This is a genomic window from Treponema socranskii subsp. buccale (assembly GCF_024181585.1).
Classification (GTDB): Bacteria; Spirochaetota; Spirochaetia; order Treponematales; family Treponemataceae; genus Treponema_D; species Treponema_D buccale.
Map to the genome: position 1 here is coordinate 129,657 of NZ_CP054258.1, position 15,218 is coordinate 144,874.

15 protein-coding genes are annotated in these 15,218 nt (G+C 50.1%); 5 read left to right on the forward strand and 10 right to left on the reverse strand.

Translation table 11 applies throughout. The features are described from left to right. Nucleotides 1–12 precede the first annotated feature (12 nt). Nucleotides 13–1,026, reverse strand: a complete 1,014-nt coding sequence (locus HRI97_RS00635) for a sialic acid TRAP transporter substrate-binding protein SiaP (RefSeq protein WP_253726006.1) — start codon at nt 1,024–1,026, stop codon at nt 13–15. 121 nt (nt 1,027–1,147) lie between these two features. After that, nucleotides 1,148–1,573 carry an RbsD/FucU family protein gene (locus HRI97_RS00640; protein WP_253726007.1) on the reverse strand — a complete coding sequence of 142 codons (426 nt, stop codon included), beginning with the start codon at nt 1,571–1,573 and terminating at the stop codon, nt 1,148–1,150. A gap of 191 nt (nt 1,574–1,764) precedes the next feature. Here HRI97_RS00640 and HRI97_RS00645 point away from each other — a divergent pair, with 191 nt between their 5' ends. Together HRI97_RS00645 and HRI97_RS00650 are read left to right on the forward strand one after the other, a co-directional pair. Continuing rightward, nucleotides 1,765–2,934 (forward strand): ISAs1 family transposase, encoded by a 1,170-nt coding sequence (locus HRI97_RS00645; protein WP_253725133.1) that lies wholly within the window; start codon nt 1,765–1,767, stop codon nt 2,932–2,934. 118 nt (nt 2,935–3,052) lie between these two features. Further along, nucleotides 3,053–4,282: a GGDEF domain-containing protein gene (locus tag HRI97_RS00650; RefSeq protein WP_253726008.1), complete on the forward strand. Its 1,230-nt coding sequence runs from the start codon at nt 3,053–3,055 to the stop codon at nt 4,280–4,282. A 129-nt stretch (nt 4,283–4,411) separates the two neighbouring features. Here the strand turns inward: HRI97_RS00650 and HRI97_RS00655 are convergent, their stop codons facing one another. The 8 genes from HRI97_RS00655 to HRI97_RS00690 form a co-directional block, all read right to left on the reverse strand. After that, on the reverse strand, nt 4,412–5,119 hold the full coding sequence (locus tag HRI97_RS00655; protein ID WP_253726009.1) for an SAM-dependent methyltransferase: 708 nt from the start codon (nt 5,117–5,119) through the stop codon (nt 4,412–4,414). Between the two features lie 19 nt (nt 5,120–5,138). Beyond that, the gene (locus HRI97_RS00660) at nt 5,139–6,464 is read right to left on the reverse strand and encodes a DUF763 domain-containing protein (protein ID WP_253726010.1); all 1,326 of its coding nucleotides are present in this window, start codon (nt 6,462–6,464) and stop codon (nt 5,139–5,141) included. Then, nucleotides 6,461–7,069: a TetR/AcrR family transcriptional regulator gene (locus HRI97_RS00665; RefSeq protein WP_180487534.1), complete on the reverse strand. Its 609-nt coding sequence runs from the start codon at nt 7,067–7,069 to the stop codon at nt 6,461–6,463. The genes HRI97_RS00660 and HRI97_RS00665 overlap by 4 nt, the downstream gene beginning before the upstream one ends. A 13-nt stretch (nt 7,070–7,082) precedes the next feature. Next, nucleotides 7,083–8,264, reverse strand: a complete 1,182-nt coding sequence (locus tag HRI97_RS00670; RefSeq protein WP_253726012.1) for a THUMP domain-containing class I SAM-dependent RNA methyltransferase — start codon at nt 8,262–8,264, stop codon at nt 7,083–7,085. Nucleotides 8,265–8,925: 661 nt separating this feature from the next. After that, the gene (locus tag HRI97_RS00675) at nt 8,926–9,777 is read right to left on the reverse strand and encodes a patatin-like phospholipase family protein (protein WP_253726013.1); all 852 of its coding nucleotides are present in this window, start codon (nt 9,775–9,777) and stop codon (nt 8,926–8,928) included. A 30-nt stretch (nt 9,778–9,807) separates the two neighbouring features. After that, a complete protein-coding gene (locus HRI97_RS00680) occupies nt 9,808–10,647 on the reverse strand; it encodes an arginyltransferase (RefSeq protein ID WP_253726014.1) in 840 nt (279 codons plus the stop codon). A gap of 2 nt (nt 10,648–10,649) precedes the next feature. Beyond that, nucleotides 10,650–11,588 carry an N-acetyl-gamma-glutamyl-phosphate reductase gene (argC, locus tag HRI97_RS00685; RefSeq protein WP_253726016.1) on the reverse strand — a complete coding sequence of 313 codons (939 nt, stop codon included), beginning with the start codon at nt 11,586–11,588 and terminating at the stop codon, nt 10,650–10,652. Between the two features lie 234 nt (nt 11,589–11,822). Continuing rightward, a complete protein-coding gene (locus HRI97_RS00690; RefSeq protein WP_253726017.1) occupies nt 11,823–12,506 on the reverse strand; it encodes a DNA alkylation repair protein in 684 nt (227 codons plus the stop codon). 137 nt (nt 12,507–12,643) lie between these two features. Between HRI97_RS00690 and HRI97_RS00695 the strand changes: the two genes are divergently transcribed. Genes HRI97_RS00695 through pyrF form a run of 3 tightly spaced genes read left to right on the forward strand, consistent with a single transcriptional unit; the run spans nt 12,644 to nt 15,123 of the window. After that, nucleotides 12,644–13,345 carry an ABC transporter ATP-binding protein gene (locus HRI97_RS00695; RefSeq protein ID WP_253726018.1) on the forward strand — a complete coding sequence of 234 codons (702 nt, stop codon included), beginning with the start codon at nt 12,644–12,646 and terminating at the stop codon, nt 13,343–13,345. 37 nt (nt 13,346–13,382) lie between these two features. Further along, nucleotides 13,383–14,216, forward strand: coding sequence for a hypothetical protein (locus HRI97_RS00700; RefSeq protein WP_180487540.1), 834 nt, complete (start codon nt 13,383–13,385; stop codon nt 14,214–14,216). A 1-nt stretch (nt 14,217) separates the two neighbouring features. Further along, nucleotides 14,218–15,123 carry an orotidine-5'-phosphate decarboxylase gene (gene pyrF, locus HRI97_RS00705; RefSeq protein WP_253726020.1) on the forward strand — a complete coding sequence of 302 codons (906 nt, stop codon included), beginning with the start codon at nt 14,218–14,220 and terminating at the stop codon, nt 15,121–15,123. Nucleotides 15,124–15,218: the final 95 nt, after the last annotated feature.

The window sequence follows — 15,218 nt, forward strand, 5'->3', positions numbered from 1 at the left end:
AGCGCTTGGCGGTTATTGAATAGCCTGAATGCTTTCCCATGTACCCTTGCCCCACTTCGCTTCGAACAGCGGCGGCAGCGTTTTCAGCGTCGCCACTCTGAAGCTTTCGACGTCGGGAGTGATAACCGTTATACCCTGCGCTTTCAGCGACGCAATCAATTCATTTTCCTGTTTGACGATTTCGTTGTTTTGCCATTCGATGTTTTTTGCAAGCGAAGCTTTAAGGATTTCCCGATCGGTAGCTTCGAGCTTTTGCCATGCCGCTTCGTTGATGACGACGAGCGCGGGCGTCATAACGTGCCCCGTGAGGATGACGTATTTTTGCACTTCCTGAAGTTTTGCGGAAGCGAACGTCGGCAGCGGATTTTCCTGTCCGTCGACGATATTGTATTGGAGCGCCAAATACAGTTCGCTGAACGTGATCGGTTTCGAATTGGAACCCCACGCGTGCGCCATTGCGACGAACAGATCGTTTTCGGGAACGCGGATATTCATGCCCGCGCAATCGGCGACCGAATGTATCGCTTTCGTCGACGTCGACAGATGGCGTGTTCCGTAATACATTGCGCCGAGCATACGCATACCGCTTTCACGGACAAGCGCTTCGTTTATTTTTTGTCCGAACGCTCCGTTGAGAGCCGATTCAAGATGACCGATGCTGCGCCAAATATAGGGCGCTTCGGCAATCGTTGCGGAAGGCACGTACTGTCCGAAGTTTGCCGCTCCTTCGCTCACCATATCGATGTCGCCCTTTTGTACCGCGCGGATCAAATCTTTGCTTCCGCCGAGCTGTGAGCCCGGAAAGCATTTGATTTCGATGCGGCCGTTCGTCTTTTCCGAAATCTCTTCCGCGATGCGCGCCATCATTTGAGAAGCGGGATGTATCGGAGGATGAACCGACGCCCATTTCAGCGTTATTTTTTGATTGTCCGAAGCGGTGTCGGAATCGCCGTCGCTTTTGCCGTTTGCCGCCGCCATTGCGCACAGCAATAAAACCGATAGTACGGTGCAGATAAATTTTTTCATAACTTTTTTCCAATGTAAAACTTTACTTTATCTTGGATTTAGAATATTACTGACGATAATAGCACGAGTTATCGGAGTTGTCAAATTAAAAATACGCTTTTGCGTACCGAGTGTTCCGTCCTCAGCGTACAATACCTTTTCGCAAAATGATGTTGGCATACAGCGCCTTTTCGCTCGTCGCGATTACGGCGTAGCATTTTTCGGTGCGATTATAAAATTCGCCGGCTTCTATAAGCGAATAATTTTTATACGCTTCGTCGCCTTCACGGCATAGGGCGTCGAATTCTTTCCAAATCGGCGTTTCGACGAAATTGTTTTTCGGAACTTCCATGAGAATCGCGTTTTCTTTCATGTGGTCGAGAGGAAAAAGCGCGAGAACGGCTTTCAGCACTTCGCATACGCCGTGCCCGTCCATGCGGATAAGCCTGCGCGCACGCGAAGCGGCGGGATAATTGCCGTCGACGATCGCGATTTCATCGCCGTGCCCCATTTCCATTAACGTTTTCAACAGATCCGGTCCGATAATTGAAGGAATATGTTTTAACATATATGCTCCGTTTAAGTATGTCCCCATCCGAATATTCGACGGATTTTCGGAAGTTCGAATTATCATAAAACATCGGCCGGCTCTTGTCAAATCAATATGTTCATCATACAAATAAACAATCGAAAAAAATCCACGGAAATCAATTTTCAAGCCCCCTATTTAAAAAGTCGATAAAATGCTAAAGTAAGAGCATGAGGTGGGAAACATTAGAAGATGCACTTGCAGTGCTTGAGACGGAACGGGAATACGACGGGTATTTTTGCAGCGTACAAGATGCGGTTATCATCGTGATTTTGGGAAGCCTGTGCGATTTGCAAAGCGTAAAGAAAATCCACGAGTGGGCAACAACCGAACATGTCAGAAAGTTTCTGGAAGAAACCTTCGGGATCAAACGGATACCGTGCTATTGGTGGCTTTTGAGTCTGCTTGCAATCATACGGCCTGAATCACTGAATAAATGTATGAAACAATGGGTAGCTTCGGTTGTACCGAATCTTGCAGCAAAACTTGAGACGGAAGAGGAAGAACAAAGCAAGAAGAAAAAGAAGCAGCCGTTGACGATAGCCATAGACGGAAAAGCTATCCGCTCAACGGGAAAGATGAAAAAATACGACAATCCCTTGCATATCATCAGTGCACAGATAGGTGAATTGGGGCTGACACTTGCCCAAAGAACAGTCGAATCAAAGAGTAATGAGATTCCGGCTGTACCGGAATTGATAAAAGAGCTTGAAATTAAGGGCTGTATGGTGGTCGCGGACGCAATGAACTGTCAAATAGAGACTGCCGAAGCGATAATTGGGGCGGAAGCGGATTATTTGTTAAGTGCGAAGGGCAATCAGGAAGCACTTATGAACGATATCGCGGAGTATGTTCAGGATACAAAGCTGAGAGCGACGATGGACAGCATCACGCAAACGGAAAGAGGACATGGGCGGAAAGAAACACGGAGTGCATATACGAGTGATGATGTTTCATGGCAGCCGGGAGGACGAGTATGGCCGGAACTCAAATGTATTGGAGCAGTGCATACGCGATTTGAGACGAACAAAGGGGTGACGGAAGAATGGCATTATTATATTTCAAGTAAAGCGTTACGAGCGGAAGAGCTGCTCCATCATGCAAGAGAGGAATGGTCGGTGGAATCGATGCATTGGCTGTTGGATGTACATTTTGACGAGGACAGATGCAGGGTGCAGAGTAAGAACGTACAGCAGAATCTCAATATGCTGCACAAGTTTGCGCTGAACATAATCCGCATACACAAGCGGGAGACACAATCGAAGCTGCCGTTGAACGGTATTATGTTCCGTGCTCTTATGAATCCTCAAGCATTATTACCGCTTTTGGGCAAAACTTGATTTCCGTGAAAAAAATCTTTTGCCGTAGTAAAAAATGTAAATATATGCTATAATCGTTCAACGGTTGCTGCGGAATATATGTCACTCCATTTTACATTTAAGAATAAGGAAGGATCGTATGTCCCAAACGATCAACAACGTTCTTACCTACATTGTAGTGGATTTTCTTTCTATTGCATTTTCCGTTTTAATAAGCAAAAAATTGACAACCGATATCGGCAGCGAACTCGAAATACGTATATTGAAGATCATGCTGCAGGTATTTATAGCCTATTCTTTTATCGACGCGGCGTGGATTTTTGGAGAATACGGTTATATACCGTACTTCTTGCGTTCCGTAAACGGCACCGTTTGTTTTCTTTCCGTTTTTTTAGTAGGCGTTCTCGGATTTTTAACGCTTGTCTATACGGAAATCAGGTTAAAAACGCTGTTTGTAAAAAAACGCAAATTATGGATTATCGCTTCGTTGCCGCTCGCACTTTCTCTTTTTATGTGTGTTTGTTCGTATCATACGGGATGGATTTTTTATATATCGAGCGATAACCGTTATGTGCGCGGACCGTATTATTGCTGGCAAATGACGATCGCACTTTTGTATTTTATCGTTGCGGCTTTTCGGGCGCTGTGGTACGGCTCGAAAGAACGCATGCCGATGCGGCGGAAGGCTACGTTCAGCTTCGCCTTTTCCATCATCGCTTCCGTTGTCGTCGGTTCGCTTCAGGTTTTTGTTCCGGGTACACCGCTTATCGAAATGGCCGTATTTTCCGGATTTTTCATTACGTTTATTAATTTTCAGCAGGCGCAGATTTTCAGCGATGCGTTGACCGAGCTGAACAACCGCCGCCGTGCCGATCAATATCTCGAAACGAAATTCAACAGCCCGCTTACCGAATGGCCGCTGTATTTGTTTATGTTCGATATCGATTTTTTCAAAGAGATAAACGATACGTACGGTCACATTGAAGGCGATAAAGTTTTGCGCATCGTTGCGCAAGTGCTTCGGACGATAAGTCAAAAATACAACGCTTTTACCGCACGGTTCGGCGGTGATGAATTTTTATTAATTGCCGAGTCTCTTTATCTGTCGAATCCCGATGAATTGATATACGATTTTAATAAAATAATCGATGCGGAAGCGGCCGCACGGAGATTGCCCTATATGATAAGGCTGAGCATCGGTTATGCGAAAACCGACGGACAGGATATGAGCGCCGTTGAACTTATTAAAAAAGCGGACAGTATGCTGTATAAAAATAAAGGTCACACCCATCCCCCCCCGAAACCGGAATATGACGCCGGTCGGAAACAGAAACGGAAAAATATCGATACGGTTTTTCTGAAAGTGTGAATTTATTAATTAATAAATATATCCGGCCGTACGTCGGTTTGTAAAATACCGGCGCAATCGGCGAATTTGTCGAAGTGTATCTGCATAAACGAAATTAATAATTATTAATCACATGGCCTTGTGCGGTGTTTATGCGTACAGCAAAAAGATCGCGGGTATTTTATTAATTTCGGGAAGCGGTGACTTTTTCCATTCGGAAACGAACATCGCGCGGATACATTCTTCTTTGCAGGTAATGCCCGCCGCTATGCACAATTTCGTTTCTCCTTTGAGCGATGAGAGGAGCGATGAAAGAAGCTGTATATTTCGATACGGCGCTTCGATAAAAATCTGCGTCTGTTTTTCTTTGTAAACGCGGCTTTCAAGCTGTTTGATCCTCTGTGCGCGCGCATCGGGTTTTGCGGGAAGATATCCGTTGAATGCGAAGTTTTGTCCGTTAAAACCGCTTGCCATAAGTGCCATGATGATCGAAGAGGGGCCTGCAAGCGGCGTGACGCGGAGACCTTTTTTGTGTGCGAGCGCGACGATTGCGGCGCCCGGATCGGCAACTGCGGGGCAGCCCGCTTCCGAAATGACGCCGGTTGCAAAGCCCGCTTTAAGCGGCGCGAGAAAAGGTTCGATGTTTGCCAAATCGGTGTGTTCGTCGAGCACAAAAAACGTGAGTTCGTCTATGTCGATCGAAGCGTCGATTTTTTTGAGAAAGCGCCGTGCGCTCCGTACGTTTTCCACGATAAAATATTTTATCGCCGAGATAATGCTCCGGTTGTATTCCGGTATAACGCGCTCGGTGTCGGTGTCGCCGAGCGTCGTCGGAATAAGATATAACGCCGTTTCCATAACTGCAATCCTCCGATTATTATACTTGTCGGCCGTCCCACGATTTCGAATGCGCTTTTTCATACGCGACCGCTTTGTCGAAATCTGCTTCAGGCGAACAAAATCGTTCGATCTGCAGCTGTGTCGCATACAGCCGTCGCAGGCATTCGGTTTTATCGGTGTCGCCGAGTTTCGATTTTTCGATGCCGTCACCGAGCACACGGATCGTTTCGTCGTAAATCCTGCACGGTACGGGAAAGGGATGCCCGTCTTTTCCTCCGTGTGCAAACGAAAATCGCGCGGGATCGGTAAAACGCGACGGCGTTCCGTATACGATTTCGCTTACGAGCGCAAGCGACTGCAACGTGCGCGGCCCGAGACCGGGAGTGAGTAAAAGCGATTCGAAATCTTCCGGAGGGCTTTCATATGATAGCGCGAGCACGGCGCCGAGTCTTTTTAAATCGATGTCTTCGGCGCGTACGTCGTGATGCGTGCTCATCGTTATGGAGCGCGATGAGTGCGAAATGCGAGCCGTTTTTGCGACGTCGTTCGAGTGCGGAGCGGGCGAGGGGCGAACCGCTTCCGCAGTTTTGTCCGCGCTTTCGGCAAGGTCGGGAAAAAGCTCGGGCTCTCTCGGCACGACGATTGCCGCAGAAGGCGATGCGATATGCGAGAGTTCGTGCACGATACGGTCTGGATTTTCGTGTGCGATTTCGACGATCGCAGCGCGCGTCCTTTGCGCCGCCCGATCGGTGAGATTTAAAATTGAACTTTGCTTTTCTCCGACGACGCCCGTATGCGGCTCTTCGACAAAAGAGCGCAGTTTCGGCGAACACCAATGATATCGCCTCGCCGTGCGCGAAGCGGCATTCATGCCCTGCTGCACGACCGCCCAATCGCCTTCGTCGGTTACAATAAAATTATGCTGATACAGCTGGAAGCCGTCCTGGACGGCGTTGTTATCGACCTTTGCGCAGAGCCTGCTTGCGCGTACGAGCGAGGCACCGTCGAGTCCTGCGGCATCGGATAAAAATAATAATTCGTTCGGTGTACTGCGCGAATATTTTCCGCGCCCGCCGCACACGCAGATGCCGAGTTCCCGTCCGCGTTCGTTCAGTCCCCGTTTGAGCGCATACATGACGCTCGTCGTGATGCCCGACGAATGCCAGTCCATACCGAGCACCGCACCGAACGACTGAAACCACATCGGATCGCTCAATCGCACGAGCACTTCCCGTTTACCGTAATTTTGAATGATCGATTCGACAATCAGCGTTCCGAGATTTTTCATGCGCTCGGCGAGCCACGTCGGAACCGTGCCCCGATGCAGCGGCAAATCCGCGCACCCCGTGCGTTGTGCCCTCAAGCGCGGCTCCGCTTTGCGATGATGCCGTCGACGGCAAAATTGAGTATGTCGCGTATGTCGTCGATATTTTCCTGTGCGAGGACGGCGAGGCGGAAGATCGCGGATTCGATCAATCCGTAAAACATATCGTTTACGACTTTGACATTTATCTTTTTGAATTCGCCCGATTTTGCGCCGCGGATGAGCAGCGTCGTCATGATGTGCCGCAGCTTGATGACGCGCCGCATGACGCGCTCCCTCGGATCGATGCCCGATTTTTGCAGCTGTATCAAATACAAGAGCAAAACGCTGAAGAGTTTTTTATTTGCTCCGATTCCGTCGACGATACTCATCAGCATTTTGCGGAAGCATTTTTCCGTGTTGAGAGATGTATTGTTGACGATCTGCATGATCGTCGTTTCGATTCCCGATACGAGCTGCTTGATGCTCCATAAAAAAATTTCGCGTTTGTTTTTAAAATAGATGTACAGCGTCGTCCGCGTAATGCCGCAGCGGTCGGCTATCTTTTGAAAGGTGACGTCTTCGTAGCCTTCTTCGACGAAAACGTCGAGCGCTTTTTCGAGTATTTTATGTCTGCGTTTGTCGTGTTCGACGATGATCGCCATGAAAGCCCTCCGCCTACGCTTTTTCTTTTTTGCCTGAAGCTCCGGAATACATATAAAAATGCGTATCGAGATTTCCGGCTTTAAAACTTTTCAGTTTGTCCGCATAATGTCCCGAGCATTTTTGAAACTGTCTGCTTGCGGTGATGACGCCGATTTGCCAATTCGGAAAATTCGTCCACAGCGCGCCCATCTTTTTATAGAGCGCTTCCGCTTCCGCTTCGTCTCCGAGCCGCTCGCCGTACGGAGGATTGCACAGCAAAAGCCCTTCGTCGTACGGAGCCGCCAAATCGATAAAATCCGACTGTATGAAATCGGGGCGCGGAATGCGGTTGTCTTTTCCGATGGACTGCAAAGCGCGGCCGGCCGCAACGCATGCGTGTTCGGCGTTCGCTTTTGCACGGTTTACCGCCTCCATGTCGATATCGCTTCCGGTAACGCGCACTTCGACATCCGTTCGAATCCGTTCCGCTTCCTGCGCACGGATTTCGTCCGCGCGTTTTTTATTAAAAACGGCAAGGTGTTCGAGCGCAAAGCTCCTGCCTGCCCCCGGCGCGATATCGTGCGCAAAAAGCATCGCTTCGATCGCGATCGTTCCCGAACCGCAAAAGGGATCGTGCAGCGGCGTTTTTCTGCGCCACAGCATTTCCTGCAGCAACACGGCGGCAACCGTTTCGCGAAGCGGCGCCGTCCCTCCTCCCGTGCGGTAGCCGCGTTTGTACAGCGGCTCTCCCGAAAGATCGAGCAGGACGTTTACCTTATCGTTGTCGATATATACGCGCACATCCGCCGTCTCTCCCGATTCGGGGAGCGTCGTCATGCGCCACTTGTCACCGAGTTTTTTGTAGATCGCTTTTTGCACCATGCTTTGAATCGTCGGTTCCGAATTCAATTTCGAGTGATGTGAGCGCACTTTGTCCACGACGACGCGCACGTCCTTTTTTAATAAATCTTGCCAATCGGCCGCATAAGTGCCGGCAAAAAGCGAATCGAAATCGGCCGCCTGAAAAGAAGCCGCCTGTAAATATACGCGGTCGGCCGTGCGGAGGCACAGGTTCGCGCGGAAAAGCGCATCGTCGTCGCCGGTAAAAAAAACCCGTCCGGGCGCGTTTCCCGCGAGTTTGTAGCCGAGATGTTTAATTTCATTGCCGAGTATTTTATCCGCGCCGACGGCGCAGAGCGCAACGAGGGTATTCATACGGATTTAAAAATAACATTTTTACGGATTTTGTGCAATTGTCGTATTTTGCGATTTTGCACGCCGAAAGCGTCGCCGACGGAAATTTTTAATAATTAATAATTAACCAAAATTTCGAGTTTGCTAAAACGCGAAATTTTCCAGCCGGTTCGTGACTCAAGTGAATGGCGAGTTTCGAAAAACAAATAAAAGTGTGCGAAAGCGGCTTTCCGGCTACGTAATAGAACGGTCGGAAGTGTACGCGCTGCGGCGTAGCAGCGGGAGACCCGCGTGCGACTTTGTGCGTTCAGCTTGCGGAAGCGGCGCTTAAAAGCACAACCGGAGCGTAAGCGGGGCGCCCGCTGTGAGGCCGCTACGTCTACAAAGATTGTACGTCGGTCATTTTACCGAAAGCCCGCTTTATTTAACTGATATTTTCGAAACTCGACATTCAGGCTAATTAATAATTATCAGGACGAAGCGGATCGGAAGATCCCGCCTTCCGCACTTCGGTAACCCTCATCCGCGCTAACGCGCGGACGCTGCGCGGTGCTCCACGCGGGCGTAAGTCTTTCGTAAACGAAAGTGATATTGCGAGTTGCGTCAAGTATTGTCGTTTTGATATGCCGGCGGTTTTTTCTGCTTTTTGTAAACGACAGCGGCATTGTGCGCTCGGCACACGTTACCGCTTTTCGAAAAATTTCCGAATCTCATCGAGCCGATCGAGAGCGTCTTTTCGTCCGATGTCGTACAGCGCTTTGATTTTTGCACCGTCTTTTTCCGTACGCCCGACACCCGCAGTGTGCTTCGGACGGATGAGCAAAACCGAGCCCGCTTCCGCCCTTCGTTCGATATCCGCGACTTCATCGTTGTATACGATATGGCGCATTTCCATCGCACGGATGAGCGCGGGATATTTCCGCATTGCAATGCGCAGCGCGGGGAGCAGCGGATTTTTTCCTTTACGGTATCCTTCAGGCTGCGTCAAAATGACGATGTTTCGCGTATAGCCGAGCCGCTCGAAAGCGCGGAGCGGAATCGAATCGGCGATGCCCCCGTCGAGCATTTTACGGCCGTCCGCGTATACGATGTTCGAAGCGAGCGGCATGGACGCCGACGCCTGCAGCCATTTCATTTCATCGCCGCGGAGCGTTTTACACCGATGATAAACGGGCTCCCCCGTTTCGACGTCGGTACACGTTACGTAAAACGCAACCGGAGAAGATTCGAGCGCGTCGTTGTCGTAAGGATCGAGTTTTTCCGGCAACTCGCGCCAGCAAAAATCCGCGTTGAATAAATCGCCCGTCCTAAGCCATGAGCGGAAACTCATATAGCGTTTGTCGCCGCAGTATTTCATCGTGTAGCGGACGGAGCGTCCGATTTGGTGCGACGCATAACTTGCTCCGTGAACGGCTCCCGCCGACACGCCGAGCACACCGTCGGCTTCGATGCCGTTTTCGCACAACACGTCGAGTATGCCCGCCGCATAGATGCCGCGGTGTCCTCCGCCTTCGATTACGATTCCCGTTTTCATCGATATATTTCCGCCTTTTCCGTATTTCGATTATGTAATCAGTTTCCACTTGCCGTCGATCAGCAATTCGTGCGGCTTGAAATTCGATTTGTACACCATCGACTTGCAGTCTTTAAGCCAATAGCCGAGATAGTACCGTTGCAGATGAAATGTTCGGCACAATTCGATTTCCCTCAATATGCTGTAGGTGCCGATGCTTCTCTTTTTCGTTTCGTCCGACGTGTCATAGTAAAAATAATTTGACGACAGGCTTTCTTTTCCCGTGTCGATGATGCCGACGCCGATGAGCTTTCCGCTGTACCTGTAATCCATATTTATCGTGCCGGAATAAAACGATTCGTATCTGCCGTCCTCCGCCGTGCGGCAGATGCCGTTCATATCGATGAGCGTTTTTTTTGCTTCGTCAAAACTTTTTTCAGAGTCGGGATTGTGCCGCTTGTCGTAGATGCGGAAAAGCGTAACTTTTTCGTCGGTGACGAATTCGTCCGCTTTCGTCGTGATCGTTACGCCAAGATCGCGGTTCCGCTCGAACACTCGCCGCTGCGACTTCGACGGCTCGAACGCGTCCGGAAAAATTCTGATCGGAATACACGCTTTGCAATCGGGACAGTCGGCGCGATATACGTACGATCCTGATCGGCGGAAACCTTCGGCGAGGATGATGTCGAACAAAATTCGCTGACAGAGTGCGGGATCGTTTTCGATACGCTTCTGCTCTTCACCGTGCAGCAGCATAGCGGACGCTTCGTCCACTGACGGAATGCGGTAAATCGTTTCGTGCGACGTGCGGCCTTCAAAATAACCGCAGCCGCCGGCATACAGATTGTTAAAAGCATCGCCCCCTTCGTCGGATCGGATATCGCCGGCCATCGTTACAGTCCCGTACCCTCGTCGATTCCCATCATGATATTCATACACTGCACCGCAGCTCCCGACGCTCCTTTGCCGAGATTGTCGAAGCGTGCGGAGATTACGATGCGCTCGTCGTTTCCGTACACGAATATCTGCATATCGTTCGTTCCCGAAAGCGTATTTGCCGCGATAAATCCGCCGTCGATCGTATCCTGCAGTTCCATAACCTTAATAAATTTTGAACCCTCATAGCGGGACGCAAACATCTCCCGTACGTCAAGAGCGGAAACTTTTTTTGCAAGCAGCCGCACGTGCAGAGGCACGGTAACCGTCATACCCGAAAAATAATCGCATATATACGGAGTAAAGGCGGGCGGAAAATCCAAGCCGCTTATCTTTTGCATTTCCGGCAAATGCTTGTGATGCTGCGTCAGCGCGTAGAGGCGCGGGGAGGCGAGTTCTTCGGGGCGGTTTTCCGCTTCGTACTCGGCGATCGCTTTTTTGCCCGCGCCGCTGTAGCCTGAAACCGCGTGGCATACGACGGGATAATCGCGTCCCATGATGTGCGAAGAGATGAGCGGAAAGCAGATCGCGTTAAAGCCGCTCGCATAGCAGCCGGGAACCGCGACCCGTTTCGATCTTTCGATGCGGTGCCTGAAATCGCTTGAAAGTTCGGGGAAACCGTAATCCCAGCCGGGAGCCGTACGGTGCGCAGTCGACGCGTCGATGATGCGCACGGCGGGATTCGTGCACAGCTCTGCGGCTTCGACGGCAGCGGCATCGGGGAGACATAAAAACGTAAAGTCGGAATTATTAATTAATTTTTTTCGTTCGTCCGCGTCTTTTCTTTTGTCGTCGTCTATGCGCAGTATTTCGATGTCGCTTCGCTTTGCAAAGCGCTCGTATATCTTTAAACCCGTCGTACCTTCCTGTCCGTCGATAAAAACCCTGTATGCCATACGTCTACTATAGTGCAGTAAAAAAAACTGTGCAATCACAACAGGATGTAGTACAAATATTCTTTTTCTTTTTCGGGTGTTGCGCCTCGCTTCGCTCGGCGCCGGGCTTTGCGGGGTTCCGCGCATAAGCGCTCCATTCCCTCGCTCGCACGGCTCGCTCGGGAACGGCTTCGCCGCCCCTCCAATCCCTAACACGGAAGAGAGAGACGTAACCGGCGGCTTATCGAAATACGTTTACGGTTTTAATTTCAGACTGCACAAATATTTTTTGCGGTCGTCGGGAACGCGGTAACTTTCAATCGCTTTTTGAATCGTTTTGTTGTGAGTCCATACATCGAGCTTTTTCTTTTCGATAAAGGGAAGAGCGGCATCGTATTGTTTTGCGAGCGCCGTCGCAAAATACCATGCGACCATCATATTGATATAGTATTCGTCCGAACGTATTTTTGAAACGAGGGTCGCGGACGAAAGCGTAAAGCGTTCGTCGAGAAAAAAGCGCATGAGTATGCCGATGCCGAATCTCACCGTATAAGTTTTTTTCGATGCCATCCATTCCTGCGCTTTTTTGTACAACGCAGGAATATTTTTTTCGAGCGCTTTCGGACTCATCGAATCGCAGGTCGCCCAGTTGTCGACGTAGGGCAAAAAATCGTCGAGAGCGGCGACGGCGTCGTCGAAATCGGCAATCGTTTCGATGATGAACGCGTGTACGTTGTTTTCTTCGTAATAGACGTGCGGTAATTTTTTAATAAATTCTTTCGCATCGGAAGTCTTTGCGAAGTCTTTTGCAAAAGAGCGGAGCGCGGGAGTCCGTATGCCGATGATCGTTTCGCTCGGAAGCGTCGGCAAAAGTTTTTGCTGAAATCGCCGGTAAGCCTCATCCTGCATCGAAAATAATTTTTTTTGAAGCGCCGTCATAAAACAAGTGTAGCCGAAATACCGGCGGGAAACAAGGGTTATAAAAAAGCGGTAATCGATAACGGCGGAATACGAGAAACGAATTCTCCGGAGCTGATAGCACAGCATGCGTAAATTCGCTATACTGTCCGTATTCTATGGAACCGATATTGACTGTTGAAAATTTGACGAAGCGGTACGGCGCAAAGCCCGCGCTTAAAGATATTTCGCTCGTGCTCGAAGCGGGACGAATCATGGGACTCATGGGGCCGAACGGCAGCGGCAAGACGACGTTTTTGAAAGTCGTTGCGGGGCTGCAAAAGGCGAACGGCGGAAAAGTGTGCGTGTGCGGAAACCCCGTCGGCGTTGAAAGCAAAAAATACGTATCCTTTTTACCCGATCGGAATATTATGCCGAAGTGGATGACGGCACTCGACGCTTTCGATTATTACCGCGATTATTTTGACGATTTCGACGTGCGCAAAGCGTCCGATATGCTCGATTTCGTCCGTCTCGAAAAAAACGTTCCCGTCTCGCAGATGTCGAAAGGCATGATCGAAAAGCTGAATTTGACTTTGTGTTTTTCACGCAGTGCAAAATTGTTTTTGCTCGACGAGCCGCTCGGCGGCGTCGATCCCGTTGCAAGGGAAAGAATCGTATCGGCTATCGTCAACACGTACAATCCTTCTTCATCGATCATCGTGAGCACTCATCTCGTACACGACATCGAACACATGTTCAACGACGTGTGTTTTATCGGCAACGGAGAAATCGTGCTGTATGAAGATGCGAGCGTGCTGAAAAGCCGACGCGGCATGGACATCGATGAACTGTATATCGATACGTTTAAGGAAATGTAAAAAACGGCGTTTGAAATATCGCCGTCAGGGAGCTGTAATGATTACGCACGCAACGTTGAAACAGGAATGGAAAGCGAGCCGTCTGCGCATTTTGTATACGAGCGCCGTTATCGCGATGGTGCTGCTCGGTGCGGTTCTTGTTAATTTTATCGCGTATCAAACGAGGTCGGATCACCTTTCGCTTTTCGGTATGATACTGTATTTTATCGGATTTTGCTGCGCGGGGATCATCCCGCTGTATGCGCTGATTCGCGGAAGCGGCAATATGCAGCCGATTCTTTTCGGCGATACGGGATGGCTTGCGTTGCTTGTGCCCGAACGAAGCTATGCACAGCTCGGAGCGAGGCAGCTCGTAAATCTTGCCGAATACGTCATCTATATGCTGCCGGCTCTGTTGTATCTGTCGTTTATGGCGCCGACTGCGGGGCTCTTGTTTCACGGCGCGTTTTCGGAATATATGCCGTTTCCGGTCAACCCGGGTATGTCCTATGTCGAAAGCATAAAGCAGCTGTACCGCTTTGCGTTTGCCGAACATTTTTTAGAACTCGTACAATTCGGTGTCATGGGCGTCATCTCTTTTGCAAGCTGGCAGGCGATGTTCAATTTTGCGATGGCGCTGTATGCCGCATTTATCCGTACGAAAAAACCGAATAAATTTTTAATCGCGGTGATCATATTTTTTCTGTTTTATTTTCCGATGCGCATCGGTACGCTCGGTTTCGATGCCGACGTGAGCGACATGGTTCGGAACTCGTCGGTCTATGCGGCAGTGCTGCGCTATTCGTGGAATCATACGCTGCGTTATGCGATTTTCGGCGCAGTATATTTTTTGGCGACGGGCTGGCTTATGGAGCACAAAATCGAGGTGTGACGTGAACCACGCGATGGAACGTCTTCGGGAGCTTTCGAAAAAAAACGGACCGCTGTGCGTCGGACTCGACACCGATCCGTCGTATATCCCCGAAAGCGTTTTGCGCCGATTCGGCGGAAAAGCGGAAGCGGTTTTCGCATACAACAGAGAAATTGTTAATCGAATTGCGGCCGACAAAAGTGCGTGCTGCTGTAAAGTACAGATCGCGTATTACGAAGCGATGGGCGTTGCGGGAATGAGCGCGTATGCGAAAACGCTTTCGGCGGTGAGGGCTGCAGGGCTGTCGGTCATTTCCGACATCAAGCGGGGAGACATCGCGAATACGGCGGAAGCCTATGCGCGTGCGCATTTTTCGGGCGACTTCGAAACGGATATCGTGACGGTAAATCCGTATATGGGTTTCGATACGCTTTCGCCCTTTGCGGATTTTTGCAAAAAGGGCAAAGGGATATTCGTTTTGCTCCGCACGTCGAATCCCGGGGCGGCGGACATCGAACGAAGGGAGCTTAAAGAAGGAGGCGTCGTATTCGGCATCGTCGGTGCGGAACTCAAGCGGCTTGCGAAAGAATGCTCCGAGTATTATCCGGCCGAGTGCTGTCCGCCCGTCGGTGCCGTCGTCGGCTGTACGGAAGAAAGCGATGCCCGTTTTTTGCGCGACGCGTATCCCGAACTCTTTTTTTTGATCCCCGGCTACGGTGCTCAGGGCGGAAAAGCGCGCGTTGCCGCTGCACTCCTCGGCAAAGCCGGCGGCGTCGTCAACTCTTCGCGCGCTCTTTTATGCGCATGGAAAAACGATGCGGATTTCCTGCGAAAAGCGGATGAAGGGACGATTACGCTTTCCGATATGGCCGATGCGGCTGCTCGAAGCGCGCTTTCGGCAAAAGAAGAATTGTGCGCTTTGACGTAAGCGCCGGCTTTTACATCGTGCATCGGACAAAGATGCATCGCGTAAAGATTGTCATTTACGAATTGATGTGTTAGTATGAAGTCTGATGACGCGTT

Coding starts and splice junctions, on each gene's coding strand:
- HRI97_RS00635 (WP_253726006.1), bottom strand. CDS start 1,026: ATGAAAAAATTTATCTGCACCGTACTATCGGTTTTATTGCTGTGCGCA.
- HRI97_RS00640 (WP_253726007.1), bottom strand. CDS start 1,573: ATGTTAAAACATATTCCTTCAATTATCGGACCGGATCTGTTGAAAACG.
- HRI97_RS00645 (WP_253725133.1), top strand. CDS start 1,765: ATGAGGTGGGAAACATTAGAAGATGCACTTGCAGTGCTTGAGACGGAA.
- HRI97_RS00650 (WP_253726008.1), top strand. CDS start 3,053: ATGTCCCAAACGATCAACAACGTTCTTACCTACATTGTAGTGGATTTT.
- HRI97_RS00655 (WP_253726009.1), bottom strand. CDS start 5,119: ATGGAAACGGCGTTATATCTTATTCCGACGACGCTCGGCGACACCGAC.
- HRI97_RS00665 (WP_180487534.1), bottom strand. CDS start 7,069: ATGGCGATCATCGTCGAACACGACAAACGCAGACATAAAATACTCGAA.
- HRI97_RS00670 (WP_253726012.1), bottom strand. CDS start 8,264: ATGAATACCCTCGTTGCGCTCTGCGCCGTCGGCGCGGATAAAATACTC.
- HRI97_RS00675 (WP_253726013.1), bottom strand. CDS start 9,777: ATGAAAACGGGAATCGTAATCGAAGGCGGAGGACACCGCGGCATCTAT.
- HRI97_RS00680 (WP_253726014.1), bottom strand. CDS start 10,647: ATGGCCGGCGATATCCGATCCGACGAAGGGGGCGATGCTTTTAACAAT.
- argC (WP_253726016.1), bottom strand. CDS start 11,588: ATGGCATACAGGGTTTTTATCGACGGACAGGAAGGTACGACGGGTTTA.
- HRI97_RS00690 (WP_253726017.1), bottom strand. CDS start 12,506: ATGACGGCGCTTCAAAAAAAATTATTTTCGATGCAGGATGAGGCTTAC.
- HRI97_RS00695 (WP_253726018.1), top strand. CDS start 12,644: ATGGAACCGATATTGACTGTTGAAAATTTGACGAAGCGGTACGGCGCA.
- HRI97_RS00700 (WP_180487540.1), top strand. CDS start 13,383: ATGATTACGCACGCAACGTTGAAACAGGAATGGAAAGCGAGCCGTCTG.